Raw genomic sequence first — 15,340 nt, forward strand, 5'->3', positions numbered from 1 at the left:
TGAGAGGGAGGGCGCGGGCGTATTTTGAAAGAGAAGAAGGCTCATGCGGGCAGCTGCCAGCCGGGGTGGCGAGCCCGAATCCGGGCGAGCACCTCCTCGGGCGGCTCGGGGAGCCGCGCAGCATAGGTGCCGTAGACCTCCATGGTTACGCTGTCGCGCGCCGCGAGGAACCACTTGCCGCAGCCATAGGCGTGGCGCCAGCGTTCCAGCACCGGCCCCTTCGCCGCGTGGCGAGCGAACAGGTAGCCCTCCAGTTCCGCATCGCTGCTGCCCGGGCCGAAACGCTTCAGATGCGCTTCGCCGCCCGGGGCAAGCTCGATCTCCGCAGCCTCGAGGCCGCAACAGGGACAGGTGAGGATCAGCATGCGGCCTCTCCATTTCGATTTCGACAGGGTGTGGTCGCGACACCTTGTGCCGCGAGAGCTGGGCACGCAAAAGGCCCGGCCGCGAAAACGGGGCCGGGCCTTCCAAGGGTGTGCGGCGTCACGCCCCGAGGGGCGCGGCGCGGATCAGTTGCCGCCGGTCTGTTCGGCAGCGCCATCCGTGGCCGGAGCAGCCTCGGGAGCAGCCTCGGGCGCGGCTTCCGGAGCGGTCTCGACGGGGGCAGCCTGCTCTGCCGGGGCAGTCTCGACGGGAGCTGCGGTGCCGGAAGACGCGGTACCGTCCTCGATCGTGACGTTGACGTCATCGGCGGGTGCGGTCGTGGTCGCGGCGTCATCGCCCCCGAACATGGCCCAGGCGAGCACAGCCAGCACGACAACGACGATGCCGAGGATGAAGGCCATCCCGGCGCCTGCGCCGCTCTTGGTCGTGGTCGTCGTGGTCGTTGTGGTGTGGTCGTGCACCGGGCGCGGCTCGGGGCGGGGTGTGCGGGTATTGCGCGTATCTGTGGTGTAATCGGACATGGCTCTTCTCCAGTGCATTTCGTGACTGGAAGTGGAACGTCCATGCCGCGTGGCCCGTTCCCGCGCCCCCGGGGCATGCTCAGTTTTCCGCCTATCGATGAGGCAGAGCCCCCTGCGGCCCGCCTCAATTCCCGGCGTGGCGCCGCTTTACACGTGGAATTCACCGCCCGGTGGTCGCCTATCCCTGTTTGGAGCCGGAACGGCCCTATCCTTGCGAAACGGCGGAGATCCCCCGGCGCCGCGTCGCGGGCGGCTCCCGCAGGCAACAAGACGACCCCCGAGCAAGAGGAGGCCCCATGAGCAGACTTCTGACAACGACCCTGACCAGCAATCGCGGACGGCGATACCCGGTGGAGCTGTTCACCCGCGACACCGAGCTGGCGGAGGAAGGCGCGGTCTACATGCTGTTGCGGCTGCCCGAGGGGCGCGCCGTGCAGGCGCAGATCCTCTATGTCGGCGAGACCTGCGCGCTCGGCGCGCGGCTCGCGCGGGACAAGCTTCCGGGCGGGCCCTGGGCGCGGGCCGACGAGCTGGGCTTCGATGCCATCGGCGCGGTGGCGCTGTCGCGGCCCGAGGATCGACAGGCCGTGGCGCAGGAGTTCATCCAGAGCTGGCGCCCGCCCTGCAACGACGGGCACGGCGCACAGGGCGGACACGCCGGCCTCATGGAACTCGCCGGCCCGCTGCCGGTCACCTTGCCGCGCAGCACGCCCGGGCACTGAGCCCGGCGCGGCAGCGGCCCTCGCGCGGGCGCTCAATGCGCCACCCCGGCCGCGACGCTCTCGTCGATGAACCGCCCCTCGCGGAAGCGCTCGAGGCCGAACTCGGAGGTCAGTGGTGAATATCCCTTGGCCATCAACTCGGCGAAGCCCCAGCCCGAGCCGGGGATCGCCTTGAACCCACCGGTGCCCCAGCCGCAGTTGAGATAGCAGTTCTCGAGCGGCGTCTTCGACAGGATCGGCGAGCGGTCGCCGGTCACATCGACAATGCCGCCCCATTGCCGCAGCATCTTGAGGCGGCTGATCATCGGGAAGGTCTCGGTCAGCGCCCGCACGGTCTCCTCGATGTGCTGGAAGGAGCCGCGCTGGGTGTAGTTGACGAAGCCGTCTGTGCCGCCGCCGATCACCATCTCGCCCTTGTCGGACTGGCTCATGTAGCCATGCACGGTGTTGGCCATGACCACCACGTCCATGCAGGGCTTGATCGGCTCGCTGACCAGAGCCTGCAGTGCCACCGACTCGATGGGCAGTCGAAAGCCGGCCTTCTCGGCCATGACACCCGAGTGCCCCGCCACCACGATACCGAGCTTGTCGCAGTCTATCTCGCCCTTGGTCGTGGTCACCCCCTGCACCTTGCCGCCCTCGGAGCGCACCGCGGTGACCTCGCAGTTCTGCACGATGTCCATGCCCATGTCCGAGCAGGCCCGGGCGTAGCCCCAGGCCACGGCGTCGTGCCTTGCGGTGCCGCCGCGCGCCTGCCACAGCGCGCCCAGCACCGGGTAGCGCGGCCCGTCGACGTTCATGATCGGGCAGAGCCGCTTGACCTCGCGCGGGCCGATCATCTCGGTCTCGATCCCCTGCAGCCGGTTCGCGTGCACCGTGCGCTGATAGCCGCGCAGCTCGTGCTCGGTCTGCGCCAGCATCATCACGCCGCGCGGGCTGAACATGACGTTGTAGTTGAGCTCCTGGCTCAGCCCCTCGTAGAGCGCGCGCGCCTTCTCGTAGATCGCTGCCGAGGGATCCTGCAGGTAGTTCGAGCGGATGATCGTGGTGTTGCGCCCGGTGTTGCCGCCGCCGAGCCAGCCCTTCTCGAGGATGGCCACATCGGTGATGCCGAAATTCTTGCCGAGGTAGTAGGCGGTGGCGAGCCCGTGGCCACCCGCCCCGACGATCACCACCTGGTAGCGCCGCTTGGGGTCCGGCTTGCGCCAGGCGCGACCCCAGCCGGTGTGGTATCGCATGGCCTCGCGGGCAATGGCAAAAACCGAATAGCGTTTCATGATCGTCGAATCCGCCCCTGTTGTCCCTTCGGGTTCCCCGATACCTGCACGAGCCGAGGCCATCTGCAACCACCCGGGCGCCAACACCCTGCCCGATCGGCAGGAAACGGACGCGCCCCGGCGCATCCGTTTCCCCCAGCCCAGGAGTCACAGCCCCGAGAGCGGCCCAAATGCCGCGGCCCTTGCCTCTTTTTTCCCGCGCGCCGCCCGGCTACACAATGGCAAGAACGGGAGAGTTTTAATGACCACATTCTGGATCGTGACCGCGCTGGCGGTTCTGGCTGTCTCGGCACCGTTGCTGCTGGCGCTGCTGCGCGGCCAGGCCGAGATCGCCGGGGCCGAGGCGTTCGACCTCAAGGTCTACCGCGACCAGCTCTCCGAGATCGACCGCGACCGCGCCCGCGGCACCATCGGCGAGGCCGAGGCCGAGCGGCTGCGCACCGAGGTCTCGCGCCGCATCCTGGCCGCCGACAGCCGCGCGCATCAGCCCGCCCCTGGCGGCCGTGGCACCGGGATCGCCCGCTCCGGCCCGCGCCGCATCGCCGCCGGTCTCGTGCTGCTCGCGCTGCTCGGCGGCAGCTACGCGCTCTACCTGCAGCTCGGCGCGCCGGGCTACGGCGATCTGTCGCTCGGCACCCGCATCGAGGCCGCCGAGAAGCTGCGCGCCAGCCGTCCCTCCCAGGCCGAGGCCGAGGCCTCCGCAGCCAGCCCGCCGCCCGAGGACGCCCCCGAGGAATACACCCAGCTTGTCACCCGCCTGCGCGAGGCCGTCGCCGCGCGGCCGGACGATCTGCAGGGTCAGGCGCTGCTCGCCCGCTCCGAGGCGGCGCTTGGCAATTACCCGGCGGCCCATGCGGCGCAGCGCAGGGTGATCGAGCTGCGCGGCGAAGAGGCCAGCGCCTCCGACTACGCCGATTTGGCCGACATGCTCGTGCTGGCCGCCGGCGGTTACGTTTCGCCCGAGGCCGAGACCGTGCTCGACGAGGTGATGCAGCGCGATCCGCACAACGGCGTCGCGCGCTACTACGGCGGTCTGATGATGGCCCAGACCGGGCGCCCGGACAGCGCCTTCCGCATCTGGGACACGCTGCTGCGGGACAGCCCGCCCGACGCACCCTGGGTGCCCGCAATTGCCGCACAGATCCCCGAGCTGGCGCTCCGCACCGGGATCAATGACTACGCTTTGCCCGATGTCGCCAGCGCGGCGCTCCGGGGAGAGACCCCGCCCGCCCTGCCCGGCCCCAGCGCCGGGGACGTGCAGGCCGCCTCCGAAATGTCCGAAGCCGACCGCCAGGCGATGATCGAGGGTATGGTCGACTCGCTCTCCGAGCGCCTCGCCAGCCAGGGCGGAAGCCCCGAGGAATGGGCCCGGCTGCTGACCGCGCTTGGCGTGCTCGGCCAGACCGACCGCGCCGCGGCGATCTGGACCGAGGCCCAGCAGGTCTTTGCCACCCGCCCCGAGGCCCTCGACACCGTCCGCGCCGGCGCCGCCCGCGCCGGTCTTGCCACCGAGTGACGCGCCCGGCGCGCGCGCCCTTTCTTCCAGGGGGTAATGTCCCGGGGCGCTCCCTTCCCTCGGACCCACGCCTGAGGTAGGGACAGCGCAGCACCCCAGAGGACCTCGCCGATGATCCACGAAGACATCTCCGACTTCGCCGCCGCCCTGCCGCCGATGCAGGCCATCGCAGGGCTCGACCTCGGCACCAAGACCATCGGCGTGGCGCTCTCGGACCGGCTGCTCTCGGTGGCGACGCCGACCGAGACGATCAAGCGCAAGAAGTTCACCCTCGATGCCGAGGCGCTGCTGAAGATCGTCACGAGTCGCGAGATCGGCGGGATCATCCTCGGGCTGCCGCGCAACATGGACGGCTCCGAGGGGCCGCGCGCGCAATCCACCCGCGCCTTCGCGCGCAACCTGTCGAACCTCTGGGACGGGCCGATCGGCTTCTGGGACGAGCGGCTTTCCACAGTCGCTGCCGAGCGCGCGCTGCTCGAGGCCGACACGTCGCGCAAGAAACGCGCCGAGCTGATCGACCACGTGGCCGCGAGCTTCATCCTTCAGGGCGCGCTCGACCGGCTTCGGCACCTGCGGACCGGCTGATGGGCGGGCCTGTCGAAACGCCCTGCGTGAACATCTGCGTGGTGCACCGCGAGAGCGGGCTCTGCACCGGCTGCCTGCGCACGCTGGACGAGATCGCCGGCTGGGCGGGCTACACCCCGGAAGAACGCCGCGCCATCATGCAGGAGTTGCCCGAGCGAAAGGCGCTGCTCCGCCAGCGCCGCGGCGGCCGGGTGGGTCGGCTCAAACGCGAAAGCTGAGGCGGCTCAGGCCGCCTCGCGCATCCGCCCCAGCGCCTCGTCCAGCACCTCTGTGCCGGCACCCTCGCGCGAGGCTTTCTCCGACAGCACCTGCCGCCATTTCCGCGCCCCTGGGCGACCTGCGAAAAGCCCGAGCATGTGCCGCGTGACCTGATGCAGCCGCCCGCCGTCGGCAATGTGACGCTCGATGTAGGGCACCATCGCGGCGACAGCCGCGTCGGGCGAGACGGTCTCGCGCGCGCTGCCGTAGATCCGCGCGTCCGCCTCCGCCAGCACGTCCCAGGGGGTATGGTAGGCCGAGCGGCCGATCATCACCCCGTCGAGCCCACGCGCCAGATGCGCCTCGGCCTCCTCGAGGCTCTGCACGCCGCCGTTGATCGACAGGTGCAACTGAGGGAAGGCCGCCTTCATCGCGTGCACGAGCTCGTAGTCGAGCGGCGGGATATCGCGGTTCTCCTTGGGGCTCAGCCCCTGCAGCCAGGCCTTGCGGGCGTGGATGGTCACCCTCTCGCAACCTGCCGCGGCGATCTTCTCAAGAAAGTCCGGCAGAACCTCGCGCGGCTCCTGCTCGTCGACACCGATGCGGCATTTCACCGTCACCTCGACGTCGACGGCGGCGCGCATCGCGGCGACGCAGTCGGCCACCAGTTCGGGGTGCTTCATCAGCACCGCTCCGAAGGTGCCCGATTGCACCCGGTCCGAGGGGCAGCCGCAATTGAGGTTGATCTCGTCATACCCCGCCTCGGCCCCCAGCTTTGCCGCCTGCGCCAGCTCGACCGGATCCGAGCCCCCGAGCTGAAGCGCCACTGGATGCTCCGAAGGGTCGAACTTGAGCAGGTGCAGCGCGCCGCCACGCACCAGCGCCGGCGAGGTGACCATCTCTGTATAGAGCAGCGTTTGGCCCGACAGAATGCGGTGCAGGTAGCGGCAGTGCCGATCAGTCCAGTCCATCATCGGGGCCACGCTCAGGCGGGCAGCCGCGTGAAGGGTCGATTTCTCAGGGGTCGTCACGTCGGGCCTCCGGCAGCCTTGGGCTCATGCAATCATACCGCCAGAACGCTCCGGCGTCGCAAGCGGCGCTCCTACATCCTGGCGCAGAAAAATGGAACCCCAAAGGCCGCCGCCGGGTCAGCCGAGGTTTGACAGGTCGAGCGCGTCGCTGTCCTTCAGCGTCTTCAGCACGAAGTCCGAGCGCACCTGCGCGATGTCAGGGCGCAGCAGCAGCCGCTCGTGCAGGAAGTTCGAGAAGCTCTCGAGATCGCTTGCCCGCACGTGCAGCACGTAGTCGGCGTCACCCGAGACCGAAAAGGCCGCCTGGATCTCGGGTTGGCGTTCGATCCAGGCCGAGAAGTCCATGTCGGCGGTCTTGGCATGCGTGCGCAAGTTCACCCGCACCACGACGCGGATTCCGAGCCCGAGCTTTCCGGCGTTGAGCCGGGCACGGTACCCCTCGATCACCCCGGCGGACTCGAGCGCGGCGCGACGGCGCGAGCATTGCGAGGCCGAGAGATGCACACGCTCGGAGAGCTGCGCATTGGTGAGCGCCCCGTCCTTTTGCAGCGCGTCGAGGATCAGGCGGTCGTAGCGGTCGAGCGGCATGGTAGGTTACCTCGCGCAGGTTTCGACTTAATGATGCACGTTTCACGCATGTAGCACCACTTCATGCGCATCATAACGCATATCTTCGTCTTGCACTGCATGCAATTGCACACCTCTTGCAGCACCTTCGCGCTATCATGCGCCCATGACAAACGGGAGTGAGAAGATGTTCGACGCCGGCCCCACCCATGTGCATCAGGCCATCGCGCAAGCGGTACATGACCATGGGATCGACACGATGTTCGGCCTGATGGGCGACGCCAACCTCTTCATCGCCGATCATTTCGCGCGTGGCTGCGGCGGGCGTTTCGTGCCTGCGGCGCATGAGGGAAGCTCGGTGCTGATGGCGCTGGCCTACGCGCATGTCGCCGGCAAGGTGGGCGTCGCCACGGTCACTCATGGCCCTGCCCTGACCAATTGCGTGACCGCGCTGACCGAGGGTGCGCGTGGCCAGATCCCGATGGTGCTGCTGGCGGGCGACACGCCGGTCGCCAACCCGCGCCACCTGCAGGGCATCGACCAACGCGCCGTCGTGCTCTCGACCGGCGCCGGCTTCGAGCAGATGCGCTCGCCCGAGCTGGCGGTGCGCGATGTCGCGCGCGCTTTCTACCGCGCCAAGGTCGAGCGTCGTCCCATCGTGCTCAACATGCCCGCCGAGTTCATGTGGCAGGAAGCCCCCTATGAGCCCTACGTGCTCAGCGTTTTCGAGACCCGCAGCTTCGTGCCCGAAGGCGAGGCGCTTGACGAGGCGATCGGCATGATCGCCAGCGCGCGGCGGCCGATGATCCTCGCCGGAGCCGGGGCGTATGACGCCCGCGAACAGATCATCCGCCTCGCCGACCGGCTCGAGGCGCCGCTTGCCACCACGCTCAAGGCCAAGGGGCTGTTCCGCGGCCACCCGCATGACATCGACATCTTCGGCACGCTGAGCACCCCTGCTGCCTATGACGTCATCGGCAAGTCCGACTGCATCATCAGCTTCGGCGCGTCGCTGCACGAGTTCACCACCGACCGCGGCAAGCTGCTGGCGGGCAAGCGGCTGGTGCAGATCGACAGCGACCGCAGCGCCATCGGCCGAACCCTGCACCCCGACGCCGCGCTGATCGCCGACGCGGGGCTCACCGCCGACAATTTCGTGCATTGGCTCGACGAGGCCGAGATACCCGGCAGCCGCTTTACCGCCGAGCTGAACGGCGAGGAGTTGCGCCGCCATCCGCCCGCGCGCGTCAACAAGACCCCCGAGGCCAGCGTCAACTACGTGGCGGCGCTCGAGCGGCTGGAAGAGGCCCTGCCCAAGGACCGCATTCTCGTCACCGACGGCGGTCGCTTCATGACCGAGGTCTGGTGCCGCATCTCGGCCCCCGATCCGCGCAGCTTCGTGGTCACCGCCAACTTCGGCTCCATCGGGCTCGGCCTGCAGGAGGCAATCGGCGCCGCTGTGGCGGCGCCCGACCGGCCGGTGGTGCTCTTCTCCGGCGACGGGGGGTTCATGATGGGCGGTCTTGGCGAGTTCAACACCGCGGTGCGGCTCAAGCAGGACATGGTGGTGATCCTGTGCAACGACAGCGCCTATGGCGCCGAACACATCCAGTTCATCGACCGCAAGATGGACCCGGGCCTCACACAGTTCGACTGGCCCTGCTTTGCCGAGGTGGCAACCTCGCTCGGCGGCAAGGGCATCCTCGTGCGCTCGGACGACGAGCTGCAGGCCGCCATCGACGCCATCGAGACCCGCGATCGCCCTCTTCTGATCGAGCTGCGCCTCGATCCGAACGACGTCCCGCGCATGCGCATCTGATCCGAACCGGTCAGGCAGCGTCGCAGTCCGGCGGGACGCTGCCCCCACTGTTGCCGGGCGCAACTTCCTCACGCCCGGCCACTGCATGAGCCGCGCGGCTGCTGCGCAAGCAGCCACCGGACCCGCCGTGGCAACACCCTGCCCCCACAGCAAAACGATTCAACTCTGCCGTATTTTCAGGCAGCACCTGCTGCAACGCAGAAACACCCCGGCGCGGAATTCTGCGGCAAGTCTGTTTCGAAACCCACGATGTCGCATCCAGCCCTCAGAATCGTCGCGGGCACGATATTCCTTGCCGTAGATCGCCCGATCCGGCCCGACTTTCGCGACGCGATTTCAGCGCGCAGACGGGCCGGCTCGGCGGGACGCACCACCGTGGAGGAAAGGCCGGACGCCGGCCGCTTCTCCGCATGAGACCCGCACGGGCCCTGCGCCCGGCCTACGGAGTTCGGCCATGACTGCTGACGCCACGACCCTCGACCTGCTGAGCCGCCGCAAGCCCGGCCACGCCCTCGAACAGGCCTTCTACACCGATCCCGGCATCTACGCGCAGGATCTCGAGCAGATCTGGTACCGCGAATGGCTCTTCGCCACGCCCGTGGTGGCGCTGCCGAAGACCGGCAGCTACGTGACACAGAAGGTCGGCCCCTATCGCGTGGTGATCGTGCGCGGGCCGGACGGCTCGGTGCGCGCCTTCCACAACACCTGCCGCCATCGCGGCTCGGTGATCTGCAAGGCCGCCTCGGGTCAGGTCGCCAAGCTGGTCTGCCCGTATCACCAGTGGACCTACGAGCTTGACGGCCGCCTGCTCTGGGCGCGCGACATGGGCAGCGATTTCGACGCCTCGGCGCATGGTCTGAAACCGGTGCATTGCCGCGAGGTCGCCGGCCTCGTGTACATCTGCCTTGCCGACGAGGCGCCCGATTTCGACACCTTCGCCAAGATGGCCGAGCCCTACCTCGCCGTGCACGACCTCAGCGAGGCCAAGGTGGCGCATCAGTCCACCATCATCGAGAACGGCAACTGGAAGCTCGTCTGGGAGAACAACCGCGAGTGCTACCACTGCGCCGGCAACCACCCGTCGCTCTGCCGCACCTATCCCGAGGATCCCACGATCACCGGAGTCTCCGCCGACGGCACCTTCCCGCCCAAGGTCGAGGCGCATTTCAACCGGCTCGAGGCTGCAGGCGCCCCGTCGCGCTTCCGGTTGTCCGAGGACGGCCAGTATCGCCTCGCGCGGATGCCGCTGCTCGATGGCGCCGAGAGCTACACGATGAACGGCAAGATCGCGGTGCAGAAGCGCCTTGGCCGGGTCCCCTTCCTCGATGCCGGTACGCTGCTCAAGTATCACTACCCGACCACCTGGAACCACTTCCTGTCGGATCATTCGATCACTTTCCGCGTGACCCCGATCAGCCCGACCGAGACCGAGGTGCAGACCACCTGGCTCGTGCACAAGGACGCGGTCGAGGGCGTGGATTACGATCTGGAAAACCTCATCACCGTCTGGGAACACACCAACGACGAGGACCGCACCGTGGTCGAGGACAACCAGCAGGGCATCAACTCGCCCGCCTATGAGCCCGGCCCCTATTCGGCCAGCCACGAGGACGGGGTGAACCAGTTTGTCGACTGGTATTGCACCACGCTCGGCAAGCGTCTCGCCCCCACACGAATGGCCGCAGAATAATGGCGGCGGACAGCTCCCTGCTTTCTGCCGCCGTGCGCTACTGGAACGATGCCGAGATGCTCGAATGCGTCTCGGTCATCCCCGAGGCGCCGAACGTCTGCACCTTCTGCTTCGTGGCCCCTTCGGGTGCGCTGTTTTCCTACCTGCCCGGCCAGTTCGTCACGCTCGAACTGCCGGTGCCGGGCGGGCCGCTCTACCGGACCTACACGATCTCCTCCTCGCCGTCGCGGCCGCTGTCGATCACCGTGACGGTAAAGGCGCAGCCCAATTCCATCGGCACGCGCTGGATGCTCGACAACCTGCGCCCCGGGATGCGGATCAAGGCGCTCGGACCGGCGGGGCATTTCACCTCGCACCATCACCCGGCGGCGAAGTTCCTGTTCATCTCGGCGGGCTCGGGCATCACTCCGATGATGTCGATGGTCACCTATATGTACGACCTCGGGCGTATTCCCGACGTGGTCTTCGTGAACTGCGCCAAGCGCCCCTCTGACATCGTGTTCCGCGAGCGGCTCGAGCATATCGCCAGCCGCATTGACGGCATCGAGCTGCGCTGGGTGGTGGAGGAAGGCGACCGCTTCCAGCCCTGGACCGGCTACAAGGGGATGTTCAACCAGCTCATGCTGGGCCTGACCGCGCCCGACTACCTCGAGCGCGAGGTCTTCTGCTGCGGTCCCGAGCCCTTCATGCAGGCGGTGCGCGACGCGCTGGCCGGCCTCGGGTTCGACATGGACCACTACCACCAGGAGAGCTTCCAGCCCTCGCTGGAGGAGGAAGACCGCGATGCGACCGAGGGCGACGTCGTGCCCGAGGACGCGAAGGCCGAGGTCAGCTTCGCGACCTCCGGTGTCGTCCAGACCTGCAAGGAAACCGACACCATCCTCGCCACCGCGCGTGCGGCCGGGCTCAACATTCCCTCGGGGTGCACCTTCGGCGTCTGCGGGACCTGCAAGATCAAGAAGACCTCGGGCCAGGTGCACATGGTGCACAACGGCGGCATCACCGAGGACGACATCGCCGACGGCTACGTGCTGGCCTGCTGTTCGCACCCCATCGGCAAGGTCGAAGTCGAGGCCTGACGGGCTGCTTCGGACGCAAATTGCAAGGCCGCCGCGAGAGATCGCGGCGGCCTTTCGCGTCACTGTCGGGGGGATGAACCGTGCCGCCTCAAGGCGAGGCCGCCGGGTGAGCGCCTGCCCGCCCGGCGCACGCCCGGCCTTTACTCGGCGGCCACGACAGCCACACCGCCCGGCACGTAGTTGAGGATCGGCGCAAGCCAGCGCTCGGCCTCCGCCACCGGCATGCCCTTGCGCGCCGCGTAATCCTCGACCTGATCGCGCTCGACCTTGGCGACGCCGAAGTAGTAGCTCTCCGGGTGTCCGATATAGAGCCCCGACACCGACGAGCCCGGCCACATGGCGTAGCTCTCGGTCAGTTCGACGCCGGTGGCATTGGTCGCGTCCAGCAGATCGAACAGCGTGGTCTTCTCGGTGTGGTCGGGCTGCGCGGGATAGCCCGGCGCGGGGCGGATACCGGCGTATTTCTCGGCGATCAGCTCCTCGGGGGTGCAGGCCTCGTCTGGCGCGTAGCCCCAGAGCTCGCGGCGCACCATCTCGTGCATGCGCTCGGCAAACGCCTCGGCGAACCGGTCGGCCAGTGCCTTCACGAGGATCGACGAATAGTCGTCGTTCTCGGCCTCGAACTCCTTGGCGATGCGCTCTTCCTCGATGCCCGCCGTCACCACGAAGCCGCCGAGATAGTCCGGCGTGCCCTCGGGCGCCACGAAATCCGACATCGCCACGTTGGGCCGGTCACCGCGCTTGGCGGTCTGCTGGCGCAGGGTGAAGAAGGTCGCAAGCTCTTCGGCGCGGCTCTCGTCCTTGTAGAGGCGGATGTCATCGCCCACGGCGTTTGCGGGCCAGAAGCCGACCACGGCGCGCGGGTTGAACCATTTCTCTTCGATGATCTTCTTCAGCATCGCCTGCGCGTCGGCAAACAGCGCCCGCGCCGCCTCGCCCTGCTTCTCGTCGTCGAGGATCTTCGGGTAGACGCCCTTCATCTCCCAGGTCTGGAAGAACGGCGTCCAGTCGATGTAGCGCGCCAGCTCGGCAAGGTCCCAGTCGTCGAACGCCTTGGTGCCGAGGAAGCTCGGCGCGTGCTGCGGCGTGAACTCGAGCTTCAGCGCATTGGCGCGGGCGGCCTCCAGCGGCAGGCGCTTCTTGGCCAGCTCGGCGCGCGCGTGCTTCTCGGCGACATCGGCGTATTCGCTCTGCACGTTGGCGACATAGGCGGGCTTTTGCACCGGCGAGAGCAGCGACGAGACCACGCCCACCGCGCGCGAGGCGTCGTTGACGTGCACCGCCTGACCGGCACCGTAGCGCGGGTGGATCTTCACCGCCGTATGCACCCGGCTGGTGGTCGCGCCGCCGATCAGCAGCGGGATGTCGAAGCCCTGCCGCTCCATTTCCGAGGCCACATGCACCATCTCGTCGAGCGACGGGGTGATGAGTCCCGAAAGACCGATCACGTCGACGTTCCGCTCGCGTGCCGTGGCGAGGATCTTCTCGGCCGGGACCATGACGCCAAGGTCGATGATCTCGTAGTTGTTGCAGGCCAGCACGACGCCGACGATGTTCTTGCCGATGTCGTGCACGTCGCCCTTCACCGTGGCCATCAACACCTTGCCGGCGCTCTCGCGGCCATCGCCGCCGCTCAGGCGCTTTTCCTCTTCCATGTAGGGCAGCAGCACGGCCACAGCCTGCTTCATCACGCGGGCCGATTTCACCACCTGCGGCAGGAACATCTTGCCCGCGCCAAAGAGATCGCCGACCACGTTCATCCCGGCCATGAGCGGCCCCTCGATGACGTGCAGCGGGCGCTCGGCGGCCTGCCGGGCTTCCTCGGTGTCGGCGTCGATGAACTCGGTGATGCCGTTGACCAGCGCGTGCTCGAGGCGTTTTTCGACCGGCAGCTCGCGCCAGCTCATGTCCTTTTCACGGCCCTTGGCGCCGCCCTGCCCGCGGTATTCCTCGGCCAGCTCCAGCATGTTCTCGGTCGCCGTGCCGCCGTTGGCGGGCGTGCGGTTCAGCACCACATCCTCGCAGGCCTCGCGCAGCCTGGCGTCGATCTGGTCGTAGACCGCCAGCTGGCCGGCGTTGACGATGCCCATGTCCATACCGTTCTGGATGGCATGATAGAGGAACACCGCATGCATCGCCTCGCGCACCGGCTCGTTGCCCCGGAACGAGAACGACAGGTTCGATACGCCGCCAGAGATATGGACGTGTGGGCAGGTCTCGGTGATGCGGCGGGTGGCCTCGATGAAATCGACGCCGTAGTTGTCATGCTCCTCGATGCCGGTGGCGACGGCAAAGACGTTGGGATCGAAGATGATGTCCTCGGGCGGGAAGCCCACTTCTTCGGTGAGGATCTTGTAGGCGCGCTGGCAGATCTCGACCTTGCGGTCCTCGGTGTCGGCTTGGCCGGTCTCGTCAAAGGCCATGACCACCACGGCCGCCCCATAGGCGCGGCAGAGACGCGCCTGATGCAGGAAGCTCTCCTCGCCTTCCTTCAGCGAGATCGAGTTGACGATGGACTTGCCCTGCACGCACTGCAGGCCCGCCTCGATCACCTCCCATTTGGAGCTGTCGATCATGATCGGCACGCGGGCGATGTCGGGCTCGGCGGCGATGAGGTTGAGGAACTCGATCATCGCCTGTTTGGAGTCGATGAGCCCCTCGTCCATGTTGATGTCGATCACCTGCGCGCCGTTCTCGACTTGGTTCAGCGCAACCTCGAGCGCGGTGGCGTAATCGCCATTGGTGATGAGCTTGCGGAACTTGGCCGAGCCGGTGACATTGGTCCGCTCGCCGACGTTGACGAAGGGGATCGTGTCGGTGAGCGTGAAGGGCTCCAGCCCCGAAAGGCGCATCTGCGGGATATGCTCGGGGATCGCGCGCGGCTTGTAGTCCGCCACGGCCTTCGCGATGGCGCGAATGTGCTCGAAGGTCGAGCCGCAGCAGCCGCCGACGATGTTCACCAGCCCGTCGCGGGCAAAGCCGGCGACCTGCTCGGCCATCTGCTCGGGCGTCTCGTCATATTCGCCCATCTCGTTGGGCAGGCCGGCGTTGGGATAGGCGCAGATCAGCGTGTCGGCGACCGACGAGAGCTCTGCAAGGTGCGGGCGCATGGCATTGGCCCCGAGCGCGCAGTTCAGACCGATGGTCAGCGGCTCGGCATGGCGCACCGAGTGCCAGAAGGCGGTCGGCGTCTGGCCCGACAGTGTCCGGCCCGAAAGGTCGGTGATCGTGCCCGAGATCATCACCGGCAGCCGCTCGCCGCGCTCCGCGAAGACCTCCTCGCAGGCGAAGATCGCGGCCTTGGCGTTCAGCGTGTCGAAGATCGTCTCGATCAGCAGGATGTCGACGCCGCCGTCGATGAGCGCCCGCGCCTGCTGGGCATAGGCCTCGCGCAGCTGATCGAAGGTCACCGCGCGGTAGCCGGGGTTGTTCACGTCGGGGCTGATCGAGGCGGTACGGTTGGTCGGTCCGAGCGCGCCGGCGACGAAGCGCGCGCGGCCGTCCTCGGCCTCGGCCCGGTCCATGGCCTTGCGCGCCAGCCGCGCGCCCTCGAAGTTCAGGTCATAGACCGCCGCCTGCATGTCGTAATCGGCCTGCGCGATGGTGGTCGACGAGAAGGTGTTGGTCTCGGCGATATCGGCGCCCGCCATGGCGTATTGAAAGTGGATCTCCTCGATCGCGTCGGGGCGCGTCAGGTTCAGCAGGTCGTTGTTGCCCTGCTGCGGCTTGTCGCTCGAATGCGGCAGGTGGCAGGTGCAGGCCCCGCCGCCGCAGCCCTGGAAATCCCCCTCCGAGAGGCCGAGCTTCTGGATCTGCGTGCCCATGGCCCCGTCGAGGATCAGGATGCGCTCGCGCGCGGCGGCCTCGAGACGGTCGAAGACCGCAGAGCGGGTCGGAAGGGAAGCAGACATGACGGACTCCGGGCGTGGGGCAAGCATTGGTTGCGCCGTC

At 67.9% G+C, this 15,340-nt stretch carries 13 protein-coding genes; 7 read left to right on the forward strand and 6 right to left on the reverse strand.

Annotated elements, in window-relative coordinates; all coding sequences use genetic code 11:
- Positions 1–41: 41 nt before the first annotated feature.
- A complete protein-coding gene (locus G0Q01_RS01895) occupies positions 42–365 on the reverse strand; it encodes a sarcosine oxidase subunit delta (protein WP_164196507.1) in 324 nt (107 codons plus the stop codon).
- A gap of 144 nt (positions 366–509) precedes the next feature.
- A complete protein-coding gene (locus tag G0Q01_RS01900; protein WP_108965332.1) occupies positions 510–905 on the reverse strand; it encodes a hypothetical protein in 396 nt (131 codons plus the stop codon).
- A gap of 296 nt (positions 906–1,201) precedes the next feature.
- Here G0Q01_RS01900 and G0Q01_RS01905 point away from each other — a divergent pair, with 296 nt between their 5' ends.
- A complete protein-coding gene (locus G0Q01_RS01905; RefSeq protein WP_164196508.1) occupies positions 1,202–1,627 on the forward strand; it encodes a hypothetical protein in 426 nt (141 codons plus the stop codon).
- Positions 1,628–1,659: 32 nt separating this feature from the next.
- Here G0Q01_RS01905 and G0Q01_RS01910 read toward each other — a convergent pair whose 3' ends face one another.
- Positions 1,660–2,904 (reverse strand): sarcosine oxidase subunit beta family protein, encoded by a 1,245-nt coding sequence (locus G0Q01_RS01910; protein WP_108965328.1) that lies wholly within the window; start codon positions 2,902–2,904, stop codon positions 1,660–1,662.
- Between the two features lie 241 nt (positions 2,905–3,145).
- Here G0Q01_RS01910 and ccmI point away from each other — a divergent pair, with 241 nt between their 5' ends.
- From ccmI to G0Q01_RS01925, 3 genes are all read left to right on the forward strand, one after another.
- On the forward strand, positions 3,146–4,420 hold the full coding sequence (gene ccmI, locus G0Q01_RS01915) for a c-type cytochrome biogenesis protein CcmI (protein WP_164196509.1): 1,275 nt from the start codon (positions 3,146–3,148) through the stop codon (positions 4,418–4,420).
- Between the two features lie 111 nt (positions 4,421–4,531).
- Positions 4,532–5,005 (forward strand): Holliday junction resolvase RuvX, encoded by a 474-nt coding sequence (ruvX, locus tag G0Q01_RS01920; RefSeq protein ID WP_164196510.1) that lies wholly within the window; start codon positions 4,532–4,534, stop codon positions 5,003–5,005.
- Positions 5,005–5,223: a DUF1289 domain-containing protein gene (locus tag G0Q01_RS01925; RefSeq protein WP_164196511.1), complete on the forward strand. Its 219-nt coding sequence runs from the start codon at positions 5,005–5,007 to the stop codon at positions 5,221–5,223. The genes ruvX and G0Q01_RS01925 overlap by 1 nt, the downstream gene beginning before the upstream one ends.
- Before the next feature lie 6 nt (positions 5,224–5,229).
- On the opposite strand, the gene dusA is transcribed toward G0Q01_RS01925, so the two are convergent.
- Together dusA and G0Q01_RS01935 are read right to left on the reverse strand one after the other, a co-directional pair.
- Positions 5,230–6,234 carry a tRNA dihydrouridine(20/20a) synthase DusA gene (gene dusA / locus G0Q01_RS01930; RefSeq protein WP_370457280.1) on the reverse strand — a complete coding sequence of 335 codons (1,005 nt, stop codon included), beginning with the start codon at positions 6,232–6,234 and terminating at the stop codon, positions 5,230–5,232.
- Positions 6,235–6,351: 117 nt separating this feature from the next.
- On the reverse strand, positions 6,352–6,822 hold the full coding sequence (locus G0Q01_RS01935) for an Lrp/AsnC family transcriptional regulator (protein WP_164196512.1): 471 nt from the start codon (positions 6,820–6,822) through the stop codon (positions 6,352–6,354).
- 166 nt (positions 6,823–6,988) lie between these two features.
- Between G0Q01_RS01935 and G0Q01_RS01940 the strand changes: the two genes are divergently transcribed.
- The 3 genes from G0Q01_RS01940 to G0Q01_RS01950 all read left to right on the forward strand — a co-directional run bounded on the left by G0Q01_RS01940 (position 6,989) and on the right by G0Q01_RS01950 (position 11,389).
- On the forward strand, positions 6,989–8,620 hold the full coding sequence (locus G0Q01_RS01940) for a thiamine pyrophosphate-binding protein (RefSeq protein WP_164212989.1): 1,632 nt from the start codon (positions 6,989–6,991) through the stop codon (positions 8,618–8,620).
- A gap of 454 nt (positions 8,621–9,074) precedes the next feature.
- Positions 9,075–10,310 carry an aromatic ring-hydroxylating dioxygenase subunit alpha gene (locus G0Q01_RS01945; RefSeq protein WP_164196514.1) on the forward strand — a complete coding sequence of 412 codons (1,236 nt, stop codon included), beginning with the start codon at positions 9,075–9,077 and terminating at the stop codon, positions 10,308–10,310.
- Positions 10,310–11,389 (forward strand): 2Fe-2S iron-sulfur cluster-binding protein, encoded by a 1,080-nt coding sequence (locus G0Q01_RS01950; protein ID WP_164196515.1) that lies wholly within the window; start codon positions 10,310–10,312, stop codon positions 11,387–11,389. The genes G0Q01_RS01945 and G0Q01_RS01950 overlap by 1 nt, the downstream gene beginning before the upstream one ends.
- Positions 11,390–11,529: 140 nt before the next feature.
- Here G0Q01_RS01950 and metH read toward each other — a convergent pair whose 3' ends face one another.
- Positions 11,530–15,300: a methionine synthase gene (gene metH, locus G0Q01_RS01955; protein WP_164212990.1), complete on the reverse strand. Its 3,771-nt coding sequence runs from the start codon at positions 15,298–15,300 to the stop codon at positions 11,530–11,532.
- Positions 15,301–15,340 lie beyond the last annotated feature (40 nt).

The sequence above is a fragment of the Salipiger sp. PrR007 genome, from assembly GCF_010499845.1.
Lineage (GTDB): Bacteria > Pseudomonadota > Alphaproteobacteria > Rhodobacterales > Rhodobacteraceae > Salipiger > Salipiger pacificus_A.

Coding starts and splice junctions, on each gene's coding strand:
- G0Q01_RS01895 (WP_164196507.1), bottom strand. CDS start 365: ATGCTGATCCTCACCTGTCCCTGTTGCGGCCTCGAGGCTGCGGAGATC.
- G0Q01_RS01900 (WP_108965332.1), bottom strand. CDS start 905: ATGTCCGATTACACCACAGATACGCGCAATACCCGCACACCCCGCCCC.
- G0Q01_RS01905 (WP_164196508.1), top strand. CDS start 1,202: ATGAGCAGACTTCTGACAACGACCCTGACCAGCAATCGCGGACGGCGA.
- G0Q01_RS01910 (WP_108965328.1), bottom strand. CDS start 2,904: ATGAAACGCTATTCGGTTTTTGCCATTGCCCGCGAGGCCATGCGATAC.
- ccmI (WP_164196509.1), top strand. CDS start 3,146: ATGACCACATTCTGGATCGTGACCGCGCTGGCGGTTCTGGCTGTCTCG.
- ruvX (WP_164196510.1), top strand. CDS start 4,532: ATGATCCACGAAGACATCTCCGACTTCGCCGCCGCCCTGCCGCCGATG.
- G0Q01_RS01925 (WP_164196511.1), top strand. CDS start 5,005: ATGGGCGGGCCTGTCGAAACGCCCTGCGTGAACATCTGCGTGGTGCAC.
- G0Q01_RS01935 (WP_164196512.1), bottom strand. CDS start 6,822: ATGCCGCTCGACCGCTACGACCGCCTGATCCTCGACGCGCTGCAAAAG.
- G0Q01_RS01940 (WP_164212989.1), top strand. CDS start 6,989: ATGTTCGACGCCGGCCCCACCCATGTGCATCAGGCCATCGCGCAAGCG.
- G0Q01_RS01945 (WP_164196514.1), top strand. CDS start 9,075: ATGACTGCTGACGCCACGACCCTCGACCTGCTGAGCCGCCGCAAGCCC.
- G0Q01_RS01950 (WP_164196515.1), top strand. CDS start 10,310: ATGGCGGCGGACAGCTCCCTGCTTTCTGCCGCCGTGCGCTACTGGAAC.
- metH (WP_164212990.1), bottom strand. CDS start 15,300: ATGTCTGCTTCCCTTCCGACCCGCTCTGCGGTCTTCGACCGTCTCGAG.